The organism is Pseudarthrobacter sp. R1 (assembly GCF_024494415.1).
Classification (GTDB): Bacteria; Actinomycetota; Actinomycetes; order Actinomycetales; family Micrococcaceae; genus Arthrobacter.
The window spans coordinates 204,542-221,070 of record NZ_JAMKFI010000001.1; the positions used below are offsets into that span (position 1 = coordinate 204,542).

The following is a 16,529-nucleotide window of genomic DNA, read 5'->3' on the forward strand; positions in this document are numbered from 1 at the left end:
GAAGGCAGCCGGGAAAGCCGGGCCTGTGGAGTTGGGTCGCGGCCCTGCGCGGGGAGCTACGTACAACCTCATGGAGAACCCAGGCAAACTGGATCACCTGGTGTGTTGCCGGGATGCGGAGTGGCGCCGGGCCCTTTGCGGCCACATTGAAAACGAGCCGGCGCTGCTGCATGACTCGGACATTGTGTGCACGGGGTGCATCGAGGCTGCTGAAGGCATGGGTGCGCTACCCGGGGACCGGCAATGCCCTCTCGACAACCGTCCGTGTCCCGATGAGGCGGAATTGCAGCGCATGATTGATGAGCGAACCTCCGGCACCTGACCGGTGGTCGAGTCATGTGGTCGAGCGGGCGCAGGGATTCCGTAACGTACAGGCGCTGCGGTGTTCGACTCGGAATTTTCCCAAAAAATGAGCGCCAACGGCTGGCTGCCCCCAGGAGCAGCCCCCGCAGCACTACCTAGGGTTTTTCCAACCTTCGGCATGGATCATGATCCGGGATCTCACCAGCGCAAACGGCTTCCGGGCAGCTCACTTTCCCCGATTCCTTGCTGAGTGTCCGCTCAACAATTTCTGCGTAGCTGCGCCCCGAAGCAAGTACTCGACGGAAAGCCGGCACAAGAAAGCGAGTACTGACCACTGTGGTTTGTGTGTCTACCCGCCACTTCAATGGGAACCACGCAGCACAGGACTACTTGGGGGATACCACCGTGATTACCTTGGAACTGCCGAACAAAACCGGCCAGGCGAGCCTCGTCCCTGAAATTCCGCCGACGACGCCGGCACTTTCGATTTCGGTTTTCGGCCCGTTGACAATCCGCCGCGGCGACATCGAGCTGAGCGCCAACAACCTTGGCGGGCCCAAGCCCCGCCAGGTACTGGAAATTCTCCTGATGAATTTTGGCTCGGCAGTGTCAAAGTCCCGGCTGATGGATCTGCTGTGGGGCGGCAACCACCCCGCCGCTGCACTGGCCACCCTTGAAAGCTATGTCAGCGTCCTCCGGCGCAACCTGCAGCCCGGCACCGGGCGGACCGGTCCCCTGCGGACGGTCACCGGCGGCTACGCCATCGACCGGTCACTGGTGGAACTGGACCTGGACCGCTTCGAAACACTGACCAAAAGGGCCTCCCAGGCCGAGCCCCGCGAAGCGCTGGCACTGCTGACCGAAGCACTGGACCTGGCTTCCGCTCCACTGCTGGGAGACGAGCTGCTGCCGGCGTGGGCAGAGGAGGAGCGCGCCGCGCACGCAGCGCGCGTCGGCCTGGCCCGCGTTGCGGCTGCGGGCATCGCGCTCTCCGTGGGAGAAACGGGCAAGGCCATTGCCTGGGCCGGGGCGGCGGCCAAGGAGGATCCCCTCAACGAGCGGGCGTGGACGGCGTTGATTCTTGGGCTTGAGCAGAACGGCGAGAGCACGGAAGCCTTGCGGGCGTACGACCGCTGCCGCAGGGTCATGGATGAGGAACTGGGCTGCGCCCCCGCTCCCACGCTAAGGGAAGCACAGGCCAGGCTGCTGAGGAGCACCGCATCGTCGGGGCCAGTGGAGTTCGGGGGCCGTCGTCCCGCGGTCACGGAAAGCCGTCCCGTTGCCGCGGCGGCCACAAAGCCAACGGACCGCCTGCGAATCCTGATTGTTGATGACCACACCACGTTTTCCGAGCTGTTGGCCGGGGCGCTGGACCGTGAGCCGGACCTGCAAAGCGTGGGAGCGGCGAAGTCTGTGGCATCTTCGGTGACGATGTTCCGGGACCTTGCGCCCGACGTCGTGATTATGGATCTGCACCTCCCCGACGGAACCGGGCTCGAAGCTGCCGGGCGCATCCTCTCGGAGGCGCCGCAAACCAGGATCATCATGCTGACGGGCAACCCGTCCCAGGAAGCCCTAAGTGAAGCCGCCCGCACGGGCATCTGCGGATTCCTTCCGAAAGACGGCGCCCTGGGAGCCATGCTGGACACGTTGCGGCACGCCCATACCGGCAGCATGATTGTGCCTCCGGCGCTGCTGGCCGGATGGGGAAGCGCCGCAGATTCGGTGCCGATACCTTCAGCGGCGTGACCTCACAGTTCACCATCCAAGACGCGGAGGGCCCGAATGGGCTGCGCGTAGGGTGGAAGGTGGACGAAAGGAGCATGTCATGAAGAAAATCCTCATGGTACTGACCAGCGTTTCCGAGATCGGCGATACGGGAGAGAAGACCGGCTACAACGTGGCCGAGGCTGCACATCCGTGGAAGGTGTTCAAGGACTCCGGGCATTTCGTCGACTTCGCGTCCATCCAGGGCGGGCAGCCGCCGCGCGACGAGGTGGACTCGAAAGATCCCATCCAGGTCGCCTTCACGGAGGATGAGACTACGCGTGCCGGCCTTTACAACACTGCCCGGGTGGACGTGGTGGATCCGGACCAGTACGACGGCGTCTACCTCGTGGGCGGCCACGGCACCATGTGGGACTTCCCGGACAGCGAAGGCCTGCAGAATCTGGTGGCCAGCGTCTACAACGCCGGGGGACTGGTGGGCGCGGTCTGCCACGGACCGGCCGGACTGCTGAACGTGGAATTGGAGAACGGGCTACGCCTCGTCGAGGGCCGGAGGGTGGCCGCCTTCACCAACGACGAGGAGGTTGCCGCAGGGAAGGACAAGGTCATCCCGTTCTTCCTGGCGGACCGGCTCGAGGAACAGGGCGCCACCCACGTCTCCGCCGGTGTCTTCGAGGAAAAGGTTGTGGTTGACGACCGGCTGGTGACCGGGCAAAACCCGGCGTCGGCTGCCGGCGTGGCCAAGGAGATGGAGAAGCTTTTCGCAGAGGTCATCCATCAGGAAAAGGCCGAGGAACAGCACGACGCCGAGGCCCTGCGCGCCGAGAAGGACGCCATCAAAGCTGCTGCCGCCGGGGAAGAGGAGCAGTAACCCCAAAGCACATGAAACTGACGGCCACCCGAATGATTGGGGTGGCCGTCAGTTTGCGTACTGGGCGGCGACTACAGCAGCCCGGCTGCATGGGCGGGCTCCAGTGCCGCTGCACCACCAGGGCCGGCCGCCTGGTACATGCCGGGATGGTGCTCCCAGAGCCCCCACAGGGAAGCCAAATGGACTGGATTAATTCTTTGTGAGAAGCTTCACAGGTTTTGGTGTGGTGCGCCACATCGCGTCAACCGACGCCGCGCAGCACCAAACGCATCACCCACGCTCTTCCTGGAGGGAACCCACACTTATGAGCGATGCCTTATCAGCCATCAATAACGTGATTTGGAGCGACTGGCTCGTCTATCTCTGCCTCGCCACCGGAGTCTACTTCTCCATCCGGACCCGCTTCCTGCAGGTCCGGCACGTCAAGGGGATGTTCCAGCAGCTCGTTCACGGCGAGAAGTCCGCCTCCGGCGTCTCCTCGTTCCAGGCCCTGGCCATGTCCCTGTCCGGCCGCGTCGGCACCGGCAACGTCGCCGGCGTCGCCACCGCGATCGCCTTCGGTGGACCGGGCGCTCTCTTCTGGATGTGGGCGGTCGCCTTCCTGGGAGCGTCCACGTCATTCATCGAGTCAACCCTCGGCCAGATCTACAAGACCCGGGATCCGCTGACCGGCGAGTACCGCGGCGGCCCGGCGTACTACTTCTCCCGCGGGTTCGCCCACACCAAGGGCGCCGGCTTCTTCAAGGTCTACGGGTACGTCTTCGCGGCCGTGACCGTCCTTGCCTGCGGCGTTCTAATGCCGGGTGTCCAGACCAACTCCATGGCCACCGCGATCAGCGGCGCCTGGGCCCTCGAGCCCTGGATTGTTGCCGTCGGCTCGGTCATCCTCCTGGCGCTTGTGGTCATGGGCGGCGTGAAGCGCATCGCCAGCGTTGCCGCCTTCGTGGTGCCGTTCATGGCCGCCGGCTACATCATCCTCGCCCTGATCGTCGTCGTCATCAACGCCGCCCAGCTGCCGGAGATCCTCTCGCTGGTGTTCCGCAGCGCCTTCGGCATGGACTCGGCCCTCGGCGCCATCATCGGCCTGGCCGTGATGTGGGGCGTCAAGCGCGGCGTCTACTCGAACGAGGCCGGCCAGGGAACGGGCCCGCACGCCGCGGCTGCAGCCGAAGTCTCGCACCCGGCCAAGCAAGGCCTCGTCCAGGCCTTCGCGGTGTACATCGACACGCTGTTCGTGTGCTCGGCCACCGGCTTCCTGATCCTCTCCACCGGTGCCTACCGCGTCTTCTCGGGCGGCAGCGAAGACGGTGACATCCTCGCCGAAGGCGGCCTGCTGTCCGCCTCGGCCGTCGTCGGGCCCCAGTATGTGCAGGCCGGATTCGACTCCGTCTTCCCCGGCGTCGGCGCCGCGTTCATCGCTGTCACGCTGATCTTCTTCTGCCTGACCACTGTCATCGCGTACTACTACATGGCCGAGACAAACCTGCGCTTCCTCCTGGGCAACTCCTCGGCCACGATGATTCCCGGCCTCCGGACCAGCCTCGGCCGCGCCACCACCATCGCACTGCAGGTAGCCATCCTCGTCGCCGCTGCCTACGGCTGCGTGAACACGGCCGCCGATGCGTGGGTGATGGGCGACATCGGCGTCGGGCTGATGGCCTGGCTGAACATCGTCGGCATCCTGATCCTGCAGAAGCCCGCGTTCAAGGCCCTCAAGGACTTCGAGCGGCAGCAGAAGCTTGGCCTCGACCCGGTCTTCGACCCGAAGCCCCTCGGCATCACCGGGGCCACCTTCTGGGAGTCCTACAAGAAGGCCGACCGCGAGAAGGAAACCGCGCGGATCTAGCGCGAGTAGACCGTGCGCCGCGCCGTCCGCGCGGCGCACGGTGCGCATCGTCCCGGCCACCGACGCCGGGACGATGCCTTTTCCTACCGCTTCTTGACCTTGACAACGGGCGGGCGTAGCTTACGGTTAGTCGTCCATCCAAGGGCGTCCCAAGCCTCGCCCGGCAACGTCGCCGGCAGGCGCATATTCGAGAATCACGCCTCAACTGCATGCGTCTGCATGCAGCCCCGGCGCATCCGGTCTCCGCCGCTGCTTCAGGCCGCCAGGCCTGTTCCCGGACTCTTCCGGGCCGCAGCGGCTGCATCATGAAGGTCCCGCACGGCCGGGGGATGCCGTGCCAAGTCCCCGAGCGTCCAGGCATGCTCGGGGCGAATGGAAGTCTCCCATGGACAACAACGGATTCCAGGCCCTGCAGGACAAAGTACGGGGCCACGTCATCACTTCAGACCACCCCCTCTACGACGCCTCGCGGACCGTCTATAACGGCATGATCGACAAACGCCCCGCCGCCATACTGCGGGTGTCGCAAGTCGCGGACGTCATTGCCGGAGTGAACTTTGCCCGCGACAACGGCATGGACCTCGCGTTGCGGGGTGGTGGTCACAGCGCCCCAGGGTTTGGCACCTGCGACGGCGGCCTCGTGCTGGACTTCGCCGACCGTACCGGTGTGCGGGTGGATCCTGCTGCCCGGACGGCCCGGGCTGAGGCAGGCACCACCTGGGCCGACTTCAACCACGCCACCAACGCGTTCGGGCTGGCAACAACCGGCGGCATTATCGGATCCACAGGTGTTGCCGGACTGACGCTGGGCGGCGGCATCGGTTACCTCGCCCGCAAGCACGGCCTGTCCTGCGACAACCTCGTATCCGCGGATGTGGTTACCGCGGACGGGAAGTTCCTCACGGCCAGCGCAACCGAGAACGACGATCTCTTCTGGGCGTTACGCGGCGGCACCGGAAACTTCGGCGCGGTCACGTCCCTGGAGTTCACACTGCATCCGGTGGACGTGGTTTACGGCGGTGTGGTGATCTACCTGCTCGAGCACGCCGAGGCGGTTGGGCAGCTGTACCGGGACTACATCGCCACAGCTCCCGAAGACATGGGCATCTTCCTCGGATTCCACCAGGGCCCGCCGGTTCCCTTCCTGCCGGAGGAGCACCACGGCAAACCTGTGGTGGTTGTGGTGGGCGGCTGGACCGGTCCCCACGATGAAGGCGAGCGGCAGTGGCAGCAGTTCCTTGAGGTCGCCCCGGTTGCCGGGTCCTTTGTCGGCCCGCTCCCGTACCCGGTGCTGAACACGTTGTTCGACCCGATGCTCCCGAAAGGCCTTCAAGCGTATTGGAAGGCGGAGTTCCTTCCGGAGCTGAGCGACGATGTGATCGGCGTTGCCCGGAAGTTCGGAGCCGGTATTCCCAGTCCCCAAACCGCCAATCATTACTACCCCATCAACGGTGCGGCGCAGCGCGTGGGACAGGACGAGACTGCCTTTCCTTACCGGGGTGCCAACTTCTCGGTAGCCATCGCCGGAATGTGGGAGTCCCCGGCGGACAACGCGGCCAACACGAGGTGGGTCAGGGACTACCACCAGGCCCTGCATCCTTATGGAGCCGGCGCGGGCTACGTTAACTTCCTTGATGCCGACGACCAGTCCAGCATCGAGGACAACTACGGCGGCAACTACGCCAGGTTGGCCAGGATCAAGGCAAAGTACGATCCCGGCAACCTGTTCCATATCAACCAGAACATCAAACCTGCGGCCTGAAACACGGAAGAGCCCTTCCGTCACCTCCTACAGAGTCGGACGACGGCGGCAGGCACCGCCGCGGTCACCAACACCTAAGGGCGTGTGCGATCGCCGCACGTGCGGCGACAAAGGGGTGCAGCCTAGGCTTGGCCTATGTCTACTGATGAAGAGAAGGACCCTCCCGTGCCGGCAGACGTTGAGGGTAAGATCCCGAAAAGGGTTCACAACAAGCCAGGCGCAGGTGGTGGCGAGGCAGCGGCCGATGAACCCCGTGACTAACTAATCGCCGTGCATCCGGCCTTGAGCGGTTCGGGACCAACCGCCATACCGTGACTGCCCTCAGGAGAGCAGCATGTCCCTTGTTCGCGTGCATAACTTCTCAGTCTCCCTCGACGGCTTCGGCACGGGCGAGGGGCCAGCAACTGGACGCTCCATTCGGCCACGCAGGCACACGGCTGCTGGAGTGGGCATTCGAGACGCGGACCTTCCGCGCTATGGGCATCCATGGGGAATCGGAAGGATCCTTCGGCATCGACGAGGCTTTCGCCAGCCAGTGGGGACCCGGGGCGGGCGTCGAAATTATTACTGGGATTGGTTTCGTTCTTCTAAACCGGTGACCGGAAATCTTGTGTTCAGAGATCGTGTGGACAAATTTCAGTGCCCGCCAGCTGAGGCCTTCCCTGCCCGTATGAAGGCTCGTCGTCGCTTCCCGCCCAGATGACACCGCCTCCGGGGCAGGGCATCACGTCGAAAGCCCGGCCATCAAGATGCGCCCTCAGATGCCGCCCGTCATCTTCGACCACTTCCCAGCCCGCCGCTGGCAGCGCTCCACGATAGTGCTGCAACACATCGCCGTCTCCTGGGAGCTTAAACCAGCGGGTACAGCCGCCGACGCCACTCATGCCGCCACCGCTGAAATGACCGATGTGGCTGATGGAATCGAACGCCTGCTGGGCCTCGCGATCTGCGCTGGCCATGGGCTCCTCGGCCCCGTCAGCCACGCATTGCGGAGCGGAAACAAATTGTTTATCCATCTTCTGCCCCAGAGCCGCGGGAGTGACAGCGAACATCCCAATCAGCATGAGGACCGGGATGGCCACGGCCGTAAGCCGCATCCACCGTCGCGTCGAGATCATGAAGCCGATCATGGCAACCACCGCGACCAGACCGAGCGCCAATCCGGAGGGTCCGGCCGTGAGCCCCCACGTGAGACCCTCCAACGCGGTACCGCTTACATCGCCGTAAATTCTCATGAATTCGTAGTGGACCATCACCGCCAACACCGCCAGTCCTGCCCCGACGACGAGCAGCAGCACGGCAGAAACGATTCGGCCGGTCACAGGCATGGCACATTATATTCCCGGTCCCGTCCTCGGCACAGGGGGACGAAGTCCATGGCCTGCTCCGCTGGCGGTAGTGCGCAATCCGGCTGCCGCGCCTACGTTTCGTCAGTACGACTGCGCTGGCGGCGGTGCCGCCCTTACGGTTCCCCGATGCTGGCCTAGCCGTTCGGCGGGATGGTTTCCCCGGCCTATTGACTGCCTGTAGCCGGAGGAATAGTTTCTGCGGTAGCGGGGTCAAACGCCCCGTTTCCACGGAATGAGGGGCCGGATCTGGGCCGCTCCTGCACGGCGATGGAGCCAGGTGAGGAGGATTCTGTGTGCGCCCCATTCAGCACCGCGTGCGTCCGGGCTGCGTTGTGCACTCGGGACAGCCTTAAGAGCGCCGGATGGAAATCGAAATCTAGGGAAAGGAAAGGCCATGCCAAAGTATCTGTTTGAAGCGACGTACGTGGGCAAAGGAATCCAGGGGCTCATGCAGGAAGGCGGTACCAAGCGCCGTGACGCCCTGGCCGAGGCACTGAAATCCGTCGGCGGAACGCTGGAGAGTTTCTACTACGCTTTTGGCTACTACGACGTCCTTGGCGTTTTTGAGGCGCCGGATGATGCAAGTGCTGCAGCACTGTCGCTGCTGATCAATTCGTCGGGCAACGTCAACGTCCGCCTGAAGCCGCTCCTGACGGTTGAAGACCTCGATGAAGCCGCCAAGAAGACGCCGTCCTACCGGGCGCCAGGACAGTAAAGCCCCGGGACAGTAAAGCCCCGGGACTGTAGGGGAGTTTGGCACTGTGGTGAGCGGCCGCCGTCGTACATTTACGACGGCGGCCCGCCGGCTAGGCCAGCTGCAGCGCGATTAAGTGTTCAGCTCGGCAGCGGCGAAGGACACGGTGAAGCGGGCGCACCAAATGCTGACCGAGGTGTAGTCTCCCAGCACTGTGGCGGCCGGGATGTCATAGTTCTGGTCGCCCTTGTTGGCTTTGAGCGCGCCGAGGTCGAGGTAGGCGCCGTCATCGAATACTTGCCAGCCGGCCAATCCCTCGATGACCGGAGCGTCGGTGAGCCAGACGCGGAGGTCGGGACCATCGGACGTGTCAAGGCCTTCGAACCGGAGGATCCGGCTCCCGTCGGGGAGCTCGAGAATCTTCACAGTTCCCGAGCTGGCGTGTTCATGGCTAATGAGCTGGCCTGATGCCAGCTCACGCGGAACGGCGACGGCGGAGGGCGCTGCAGTGGGTGTTGCCGAAGGCTCCTGCGACCCGACGTCAGGCGTGGCTGCAGGCGTAGCAACGGCTGGAATATCCTCGATCACAGTTGAGCTGGTGAAGATGCGCCAGGGCTGGAACAGGTACAGTCCCACAGCAAATGCGATGACAGCCACGAGCAGCACGGCCGGGACCACAACGCGCTTCCTCATAGCCAGGTCAACGTCCAGAGCTCCTGTTCCGTGCCTGGAATGCCAGCCCGCGCCGGCACGTGTGTGCCGCGGCCTTTCCGTGTCCGAGGCACTCCCGGTAACGGACGACGTCGGCCCAGCTCGCCGGGGTGCCCGCCTTCCAGATGGTGCATTGACGCGGGCCCGGCCGGGGGGGGGAAACTGCATGCCCTGAGTGTTAGCCGTGGCGACCGCGGAGGCGGAAATGTTCCAGGGAAGTTGCATGGCCACAAAGACAGAGGCGGCTATGGACCCAGGCGCCGTCCGATGACCATTGCAATCCTCGCGGGTTCGGTGCTGCTGTTCCTGGCCGGACTGTGGCTTATCGTCCGTTGGGGCGGCATGGCGATCAAACCGCCCGCCGGCGGCGGCCCAGATCAGGACGGTCGAACCGCCAGGGTTGCTGCGATACGCCGGTACTTCTGGTGGGCCAACCTTTGGTGCCTTACGGCCTTGATCACCGGTTTGCTTATGACCTGGCCCGGTGGCCGTCTTCTCATGCGGATTTTGGCGGCGACCTCCCCGGATTCGGCGCAGGGACGCCTCACAGAGGCCCAGGCCAACGTGGGCTTCATTACCGTGGACGGCACCCTGGCCCTGCTGGTGTTCGGTGGAATGCCGACGGCGTTTGTAGCGTCGCTGATCTACCTCACCATCCACCGCTGGCTCCCGCCCGGAAGGCTCTCCGGTCCGCTGGCAGGACTCCTGGGAATCGTCGTGTTCGGGGCGGGTGTTGAACCGTTCAGGACCAGCAACATCGACTTCACGTTCATCGGCCCGGGCTGGTTGTCCGTGCTGCTCTTCATCCTCCTCGCCGTTCTGACCGGGGCGATCGTGGCAGCCGCTGCCGGCTGGTACAGCCAACGGCTGCCGCTGTTCACGCGCGGGGCGGTTCCGGCCTACCTGCCGCTCCTGGCGGTCATCGTCTTTCCACCGGCGGCTGTCCTGATCCTTCTCGGCGCTTTGCTCGTCGTGGCATGGCCAGGCGTGGCGGCTCGTCCAAACAGGACGTTGTCTCCCAGGTATTTGTGGGCTGGCAGGGCGTTCCTCGCGCTGGCAGTCCTCCTGGCACTGCCGGCCTTCGTCGCAGCGGTGTCGTTTGTCATCACGGCTTAGGCGCGGGGCACCCGGCACACGGATGGCCGCAGGACTTGGCTACCCAGCCACCGCTGCCTTCCCAGCCTGCTTGGCGTTCATCCACTCGCTCAGCCACGGCGCCCCGGGCGCCGGGCGTGATCCGGCAGTCGCGCGGTAGTAGGCCTGCATACCGGAGCTCTTCCACGCTCAGCGGGGAGAAATGGTTGCCCGCTGCGGGCAATTGTTAAGCGCAAAAGCCCGAGCGCGACACCCAAGCTCAAGACCCAATCAAGAAGGGCTCAGCTTTGCCACAGGACTCTGTGATCTTCGCTTTCTGCACATAGCAAGGAAATAGGCTTGACGGCAGTACATTCGTTGGACTCTCGAAGCCAGCGAATCACGGGTCACTGTGCGACCCGCTTCATGGGGGAAAGAATTGTCGAACTACCGCACCCTTCTGGGTCCATCACCGTCTGCGCCGAAGCCGAAGCGCAAAACACGCATCTCCACCTTCATCGTCGGAGGCATCACCGCGCTTTTCATGCTGCTGGGAGCGTTGAGCAGCGGGATAGGACTCGCCCTAGTCTTCCTCGCCATTGCCGGTGCGCTGACTGGACTCTACGTTTTGGCAACGGGTCGCCGCTCCTGGGCCATGTTGCCGGCAAGGCGCAAAGCGGGCGCCGTCGCACTCGCCACCTCACTAGCCCTCTTCATCGCCGGTGGGCTCGCCCTGCCGCCGGTGGCCACCGCGGACCTGGTAACTGCCGCGTCGGACAGTACCGTGTCAACCGCGACCGCGAGTGCCAGCCCAACCGCTTCAGCCAGCGCCACGCCGTCGGCCACTCCCACAGTGAACGAGACCGACGCGCCACTGGACCCGGAGACAGCGGCCGTGGTCGCACAAGGCACCTCGGTGACGGCACCAAACCAGCAGCCTTCTTACGCCACGAAGGCGCTGGACCTGCTGGCAACCCTTCCCATCAAGGGCAGGGCTCCTAAAACGGGGTATGACCGGGCGCTGTTCGGACAGGCATGGGCGGACGTGGACCGCAACGGCTGCGACACGCGCAACGACATGCTCAACCGCGACCTTACTGCCATTACCTACGTCAACAGCGTGCCGTGCAAGGTGAGATCGGGAACGTTGGCAGACCCGTACACGGGTACGAGCATCAGTTTCCTGCGCGGGCAGGCTACAAGCACCGCAGTCCAGATCGACCACGTGGTCGCACTCAGCGATGCCTGGCAGAAGGGCGCGCAGCAGTTGACCACGGAGCAGCGGACCGCGTTTGCCAATGACCCGCTGAACCTGCAGGCGACGGACGGTCCCACCAACATGAAGAAGGGCGACGGCGACGCCGCCACCTGGCTGCCGCCGAACAAGGGGTTCCGGTGCGAGTACGTCGCCCGACAGATTTCAGTTAAGGCGACGTACATGCTGTGGGTGACTCAAGCCGAGCACGACGCCATGGCGCGGATTCTGGGGGACTGCTCGGGGCAGCTGGCGCCTACGAACGCCCAGGCTCCCGCGCCCGTTGTTGCTGAGCCTGCGCCCGTAGCTCCTGCACCTGTAGCTCCTGCTCCCGTCGCTCCGGCGCCCGCTCCGGTTGCTCCCGCACCCGCTCCAGTAGCACCCGCCCCTGCCCCCGTGGCACCCGCTCCTGCCCCCGCCGTGCCCGCGCCGGCGGCTGCCTACTATGCCAACTGTGCCGCCGCCAGGGCTGCCGGTGCCGCGCCCCTTTTCGCCGGGCACGCCGGCTACCGGCCTGCACTGGACCGCGACTCGGACGGCGTTGCCTGCGAATAACTGCTCAGCTTTTCGGGGGTTCGCATTCCACTTACACAACAACAACCAACATTCCTACGGGGGAAACGATGACAAAGACTGGAAATTTGAAGAAATCACTGGCGCTGGCCGTGCTGGCCGGCCTGATGCTGACAGGATGTGGCGGCCAGCAGGCGGACGTCGAGCCCGCGGCTGCTGCCACAGCTGTCGAGACTGTTGCACAAACGGTGACGGTTCCCGGTGTGGTGGGCCTGACCCTGGATAAGGCAACAGATCAGCTGGAAGACCTTGCGTTCGAAGTAGAAGCTGTTGACGTCGTCGACGGCAAAACGATTATGGCGCCGAAAAACTGGCAGGTTATCTCCCAGGACCCCACGGAAGGCAAGAGCGCGGACAAGGGCTCCTTGGTAAAGCTCGGCGTCAAGTCCCTTGACGTTCTTGCGGCTGAAAAAGCTGCCGCCGAAAAGGTGGTAGCCGAGAAAGCCGCAGCAGAAGCAGCAGCTGCGGCGAAGGCCGCCGCCGAGAAGGCTGCAGCGGAACAAGCTGCAGCTGCACAAGCTGCTGCAGAGCAGGCCGCTCGGGAGGCGGCAGCACGTCCTGCCCCGCAGGTCCCCGCCGCGCCCGCGCCTGTGGTGCCTGCGCCCGTTGTACCTGCACCGGCACCGGCTCCCGCAGCCGCTCCGTTCGCCAACTGCGCCGCCGCTCGAGCGGCAGGTGCAGCACCGGTTTACGCCGGAACGCCCGGCTACGGAACCCACCTGGACAGGGACCGCGACGGTATCGGCTGCGATAAGTAAGCAAGCCACAAACAGGAGTGCCGTGGATACAGTCGAAGGTATCCACGGCGCTTTTGTTTTAACGGCCCGTGCAAGTTCACATTCGGTGAAGGGCGAGCTACCCAGCCACCGCCGCCTTCGCCGCCTGCTTGGCGTTCATCCACTCGGTCAGCCAGGGCGCCCGGACGCTGGACGTGATCCGGCAGTCGGCCACGAAGGTTCCCTGCGTGCCGGCGTCGATCCACTCCGTAAGCGCGGACAGGTCAGCCAGTGAGCGGACAATCGCCGACTCGGCACCGAGGGCGCGGGCGATCCCGCTGAAGTCCACCTCGGGGATCAGCATTGGCTTTTCGGTCAGGCCCTGGGAGCCGTACTGATGGATTTCGGCCCCGTAGGCGGCGTCGTTGTAGATTACCACGATGGCGCTGCTTGCCGTACCGATGAGTGATTCGAGGTCGGGCAGGCCCATCAGGAAACCACCGTCGCCGGACGCCAGCACCAGGGTGCGGCCGTCCTCCAATGCACGGGCTGCCCCGACGGCGCTTGCGAGTCCCAGCCCAATGGACTGGAAGGCGGTCCCCACCATCACCAGGTCCTGCGGCCGCGGGATGTTCCAGTACATGGGTGCCCAACCGATGAAGTGCCCGCCGTCCTGAACCACCGTGCGGCGCTCCGGCAGCACGGCATTCAGCGCGATGGCAAGAGAGCGCGGGTCCAGCCGGCCGTCCTCGGTCACATCGGAACCGGGGCTGTGCGCCGGTCCTTCGGCCAGCCGTTTGCGGGCTTCCGCACGCCAGCCTTCCGCGGTAGCCTCGACATCCAGCAACTGCAGGAGGCGTCCCGCAGCGGATTTCGCGTCCGCGCTGACGAACAGGTCCACCCGCTCGTTGGTCGGCTGCAGGGCGGTGTCGATCTGGATTACCGTGCTGTCCGGGCCGAGCAGATGCCCAAACCGCATGGTGAAGGGGCTCAGGCTCGCCCCGGCCACCAGGACCACGTCGGCCTCACCCATGAGGCCCGTCGCGGTGTCCGTGCCGAAACCGCCGGCGACGCCCAGGTACCCCTCGCCATTGAGGAGATTGAGCGCCAGGGCGGTTCCGGCGGTCAGTGCGCCGAGCCGGTCGGCGAGTTTGCGGAGTTCCGGCCCGGCGCCGGCGAGGTGCGCACCCCGGCCGGCCAGGATCAGCGGCCGCTTGGCCCCGGCGAGCAGGCGGGCCACCTGTCCAAGGCCGCCGTCGACGTCGTCCGTCACCTTCGGTGCCGGCAGTTCGGGAAGCTCTTCGTCCGCAGCCTCGAGTGACGCAAGGTCGTAGGGAATGGCAATGACGACGGCGGTGCGTTTGGTGAGTGCGTACTCCACCGCCTGCTGCGTAATGGTTCCCGCGGCGTCACGGGTGACGGTGAAGGTGGCCGCGCCGAGGCCGGCGGCGATGGCCGCCTGGTCCACGTCCTGCGGCCGGGCGCCGCTGCTCGGTGCGTCCCCGGTGACAAGCACAACCGGGATCTGCGCCTGGACCGCCTCGGCGAGGGCGGTGAGGGCGTTGGTGTAGCCGGGGCCGTACGTGGTGGTGCCCGCTGCGAGACGTCCCGAGGTCCGATAGTAGGCGTCGGCCGCGGCGATGGCTGCGCCTTCGTGGCGGACGGGGGAGAAGCGGAGGCCCAGCTTTTCGGCTGCGTCCAGGAAGTAGACGTTGCCGTTGCCCATGACGCCGAAGACATCGCTGAGGTAGCTGCTGAGAACCTGCGCCACGCGGCCGGAGACAGTGAGAGTGGTCATGCAGGAATCTTGTGGGCTGCTTCTCACAGAGGCAATAGAGCGAAAAGAGCTTGGGAGAATTGGCAGCATGCGATGGCAACAGTGACAAATTGACCAACTGTGGCGCCCGTCACTCAGGTTTACTCCGAGGGGCGCGATTCCTGTTCCGTCAGCCTGGCCAGGAGGCCGTCGTAGCGGGGCGGCATAAGTTCCACCACGGAAATGGCGGTGCTGGTCCGCTGGATCCCGTCGATGGCCAGGATCTGGTTGGTGATGCGGTAGAGGTCCGCCGTGCTCCGGGCCACCACCTTGGCCATCAGGTCCGCGTCCCCGGTGGTGGCGTGCACCTCGATCACCTCCGGGATCCCCGCGAGCCCGTCTTCCACCGCACCTGCCCGTGTCTGGCTGATGGCCAGCGAGAGGAAGGCCATTAGGTCATAACCGAGCGCGGCGGGGTCCAGCCTGCGGCTGAAGGAGCGAAGGGCGCCGCTGCGCTCGAGCCGTGCCAGCCGGGCGTGGACGGTGTTCCGTGCGACGCCTAGTGTCCGGGAGAGTGCCAGGGCGCTGGCTTCGGGGTCCTTGTCGAGGGCCAGGATGATCCTGCCGTCGAGGGAATCCAGGGTACGAGAGTTCGCGATGGTCATATTTTCACCACACACAGTAGAAGTTGAGCAGAAGTCCCAATGGCATGAGCGTATCTTGCAATGTGCCCCGGATCACAATCATGATCGGTCCTCATGACCATCACTCAGTTCCGGACTTCACCGGATACCGCGCGCCCCACCCTTCGCGACGCGGTGACCGGCCTTCCGTCCTACGTCCCGGGCAGGCGCAGCGCCGGCACGGACATCGCCGCCCTCGCCAGCAACGAAAGCCATTACGAGCCGCTGCCCGCTGCCGCTGCTGCGGTGGCCGCGGCGGCCGGTACCATGAACCGCTACCCTGACTCGGCCGCCGTCGAACTCCGCGAACGGCTTGCCAGTCACCTGGGCGTCACGGCAGGGGAAGTGGCGGTGGGACCCGGCAGCGTGGGCGTCCTCCAGCAAATCATTACCGGACTGTGCGACGCCGGGGATGAAGTGATCTTCGCATGGCGCTCCTTCGAGGCCTACCCCATCCTGGTGGAACTGGCAGGTGCCCGGCCGGTCCGCATCCCGCTGAATCACCTTGAGGGCCACGACCTCGATGCCATGGCGGCGGCCGTCAGCGAGCGCACGAAGGTGATCCTGCTGTGCACCCCCAACAATCCCACCGGAGTGCCGATCAGCCACAAACGCATCGACGCCTTCCTGCGCGCCGTCCGCTCGGACATCCTCCTGGTGATAGACGAGGCCTACGTGGAGTACGCCGAAGCGGGCAGCGGGCCCGATTCCCTGGCGCTCTACCGCGAGTACCCGAACGTCTGCATCCTGCGAACCTTCTCCAAGGCCTACGGACTCGCCGGCCTGCGGGTGGGATACGCCGTGGCCGCCCCGGCCATTGCTGAGGGGCTGCGCCGGACCGCCCTGCCCTTCTCAGTGAGCGCACTGGCCCAAAAGGCAGCCATCGCATCACTGGACGCGGGGGAGGAGATGGAGGCGCGGGTCGCCGTCGTGAAGCAGGAGCGCGCACGGATGTCCGAGCAGCTGGCAGCCCAAGGCTGGAAACTGCAGCCAAGCCAGGGCAATTTCCTGTGGATCCGTGCCGACGACGGGCTCCGGGCGAGGCTCATCGAGGCGTTCGACGGCGCCGGCATTCTGGTCCGGGCGTACCAGGGCGACGGCGTGCGGATCACCGTTGCCGACGCCGCCTCCAATGACCGGGTGCTTCGGATCCTCGAAGCCCACGCGGCCCTTAAAACTGACTGAACCTCAACCCCCCAATCCGTTCC

Annotated in this window: 14 protein-coding genes; 10 read left to right on the top strand and 4 right to left on the bottom strand. The window is 65.2% G+C overall.

The genetic code is table 11. The features are described 5' to 3' along the window. The first annotated feature begins 708 nt into the window (after positions 1-708). The 5 genes from M8J71_RS00950 to M8J71_RS00970 all read left to right on the top strand — a co-directional run bounded on the left by M8J71_RS00950 (position 709) and on the right by M8J71_RS00970 (position 6,771). Positions 709-2,052, top strand: a complete 1,344-nt coding sequence (locus M8J71_RS00950) for a BTAD domain-containing putative transcriptional regulator (RefSeq protein ID WP_256246142.1) — start codon at positions 709-711, stop codon at positions 2,050-2,052. A gap of 79 nt (positions 2,053-2,131) precedes the next feature. Next, the gene (locus tag M8J71_RS00955) at positions 2,132-2,902 is read left to right on the top strand and encodes a type 1 glutamine amidotransferase domain-containing protein (protein ID WP_256246143.1); all 771 of its coding nucleotides are present in this window, start codon (positions 2,132-2,134) and stop codon (positions 2,900-2,902) included. A 304-nt stretch (positions 2,903-3,206) separates the two neighbouring features. Beyond that, positions 3,207-4,748 carry an alanine/glycine:cation symporter family protein gene (locus tag M8J71_RS00960; protein ID WP_256246144.1) on the top strand — a complete coding sequence of 514 codons (1,542 nt, stop codon included), beginning with the start codon at positions 3,207-3,209 and terminating at the stop codon, positions 4,746-4,748. A 385-nt stretch (positions 4,749-5,133) separates the two neighbouring features. Beyond that, complete coding sequence (locus tag M8J71_RS00965; protein WP_256246145.1) at positions 5,134-6,510, top strand: FAD-binding oxidoreductase; 1,377 nt, start codon at positions 5,134-5,136, stop codon at positions 6,508-6,510. Between the two features lie 135 nt (positions 6,511-6,645). Next, entirely contained in the window at positions 6,646-6,771 is a 126-nt protein-coding gene (locus M8J71_RS00970; RefSeq protein WP_256246146.1) for a hypothetical protein, read from the top strand. A gap of 353 nt (positions 6,772-7,124) precedes the next feature. Here M8J71_RS00970 and M8J71_RS00975 read toward each other — a convergent pair whose 3' ends face one another. Further along, positions 7,125-7,832 carry a hypothetical protein gene (locus M8J71_RS00975; protein WP_256246147.1) on the bottom strand — a complete coding sequence of 236 codons (708 nt, stop codon included), beginning with the start codon at positions 7,830-7,832 and terminating at the stop codon, positions 7,125-7,127. Positions 7,833-8,253: 421 nt separating this feature from the next. Here M8J71_RS00975 and M8J71_RS00980 point away from each other — a divergent pair, with 421 nt between their 5' ends. After that, positions 8,254-8,574, top strand: a complete 321-nt coding sequence (locus M8J71_RS00980) for a GYD domain-containing protein (RefSeq protein ID WP_256246148.1) — start codon at positions 8,254-8,256, stop codon at positions 8,572-8,574. A gap of 111 nt (positions 8,575-8,685) precedes the next feature. Here M8J71_RS00980 and M8J71_RS00985 read toward each other — a convergent pair whose 3' ends face one another. Next, positions 8,686-9,246 carry a DM13 domain-containing protein gene (locus M8J71_RS00985; protein WP_256246149.1) on the bottom strand — a complete coding sequence of 187 codons (561 nt, stop codon included), beginning with the start codon at positions 9,244-9,246 and terminating at the stop codon, positions 8,686-8,688. A 285-nt stretch (positions 9,247-9,531) separates the two neighbouring features. Here M8J71_RS00985 and M8J71_RS00990 point away from each other — a divergent pair, with 285 nt between their 5' ends. The 3 genes from M8J71_RS00990 to M8J71_RS01000 all read left to right on the top strand — a co-directional run bounded on the left by M8J71_RS00990 (position 9,532) and on the right by M8J71_RS01000 (position 12,924). After that, the gene (locus tag M8J71_RS00990) at positions 9,532-10,380 is read left to right on the top strand and encodes a hypothetical protein (protein ID WP_256246150.1); all 849 of its coding nucleotides are present in this window, start codon (positions 9,532-9,534) and stop codon (positions 10,378-10,380) included. Positions 10,381-10,777: 397 nt separating this feature from the next. Then, a complete protein-coding gene (locus tag M8J71_RS00995) occupies positions 10,778-12,148 on the top strand; it encodes a GmrSD restriction endonuclease domain-containing protein (protein ID WP_256246151.1) in 1,371 nt (456 codons plus the stop codon). An 86-nt stretch (positions 12,149-12,234) separates the two neighbouring features. Next, a complete protein-coding gene (locus M8J71_RS01000; protein ID WP_256246152.1) occupies positions 12,235-12,924 on the top strand; it encodes an excalibur calcium-binding domain-containing protein in 690 nt (229 codons plus the stop codon). A gap of 97 nt (positions 12,925-13,021) precedes the next feature. Here the strand turns inward: M8J71_RS01000 and M8J71_RS01005 are convergent, their stop codons facing one another. Together M8J71_RS01005 and M8J71_RS01010 are read right to left on the bottom strand one after the other, a co-directional pair. Then, a complete protein-coding gene (locus tag M8J71_RS01005; RefSeq protein ID WP_256246153.1) occupies positions 13,022-14,680 on the bottom strand; it encodes a thiamine pyrophosphate-binding protein in 1,659 nt (552 codons plus the stop codon). 119 nt (positions 14,681-14,799) lie between these two features. After that, complete coding sequence (locus M8J71_RS01010) at positions 14,800-15,303, bottom strand: Lrp/AsnC family transcriptional regulator (RefSeq protein WP_256246154.1); 504 nt, start codon at positions 15,301-15,303, stop codon at positions 14,800-14,802. Between the two features lie 93 nt (positions 15,304-15,396). On the opposite strand from M8J71_RS01010, the gene hisC reads away from it, so the two are divergent. Beyond that, positions 15,397-16,506, top strand: coding sequence for a histidinol-phosphate transaminase (gene hisC, locus M8J71_RS01015; RefSeq protein ID WP_256246155.1), 1,110 nt, complete (start codon positions 15,397-15,399; stop codon positions 16,504-16,506). Positions 16,507-16,529: the final 23 nt, after the last annotated feature.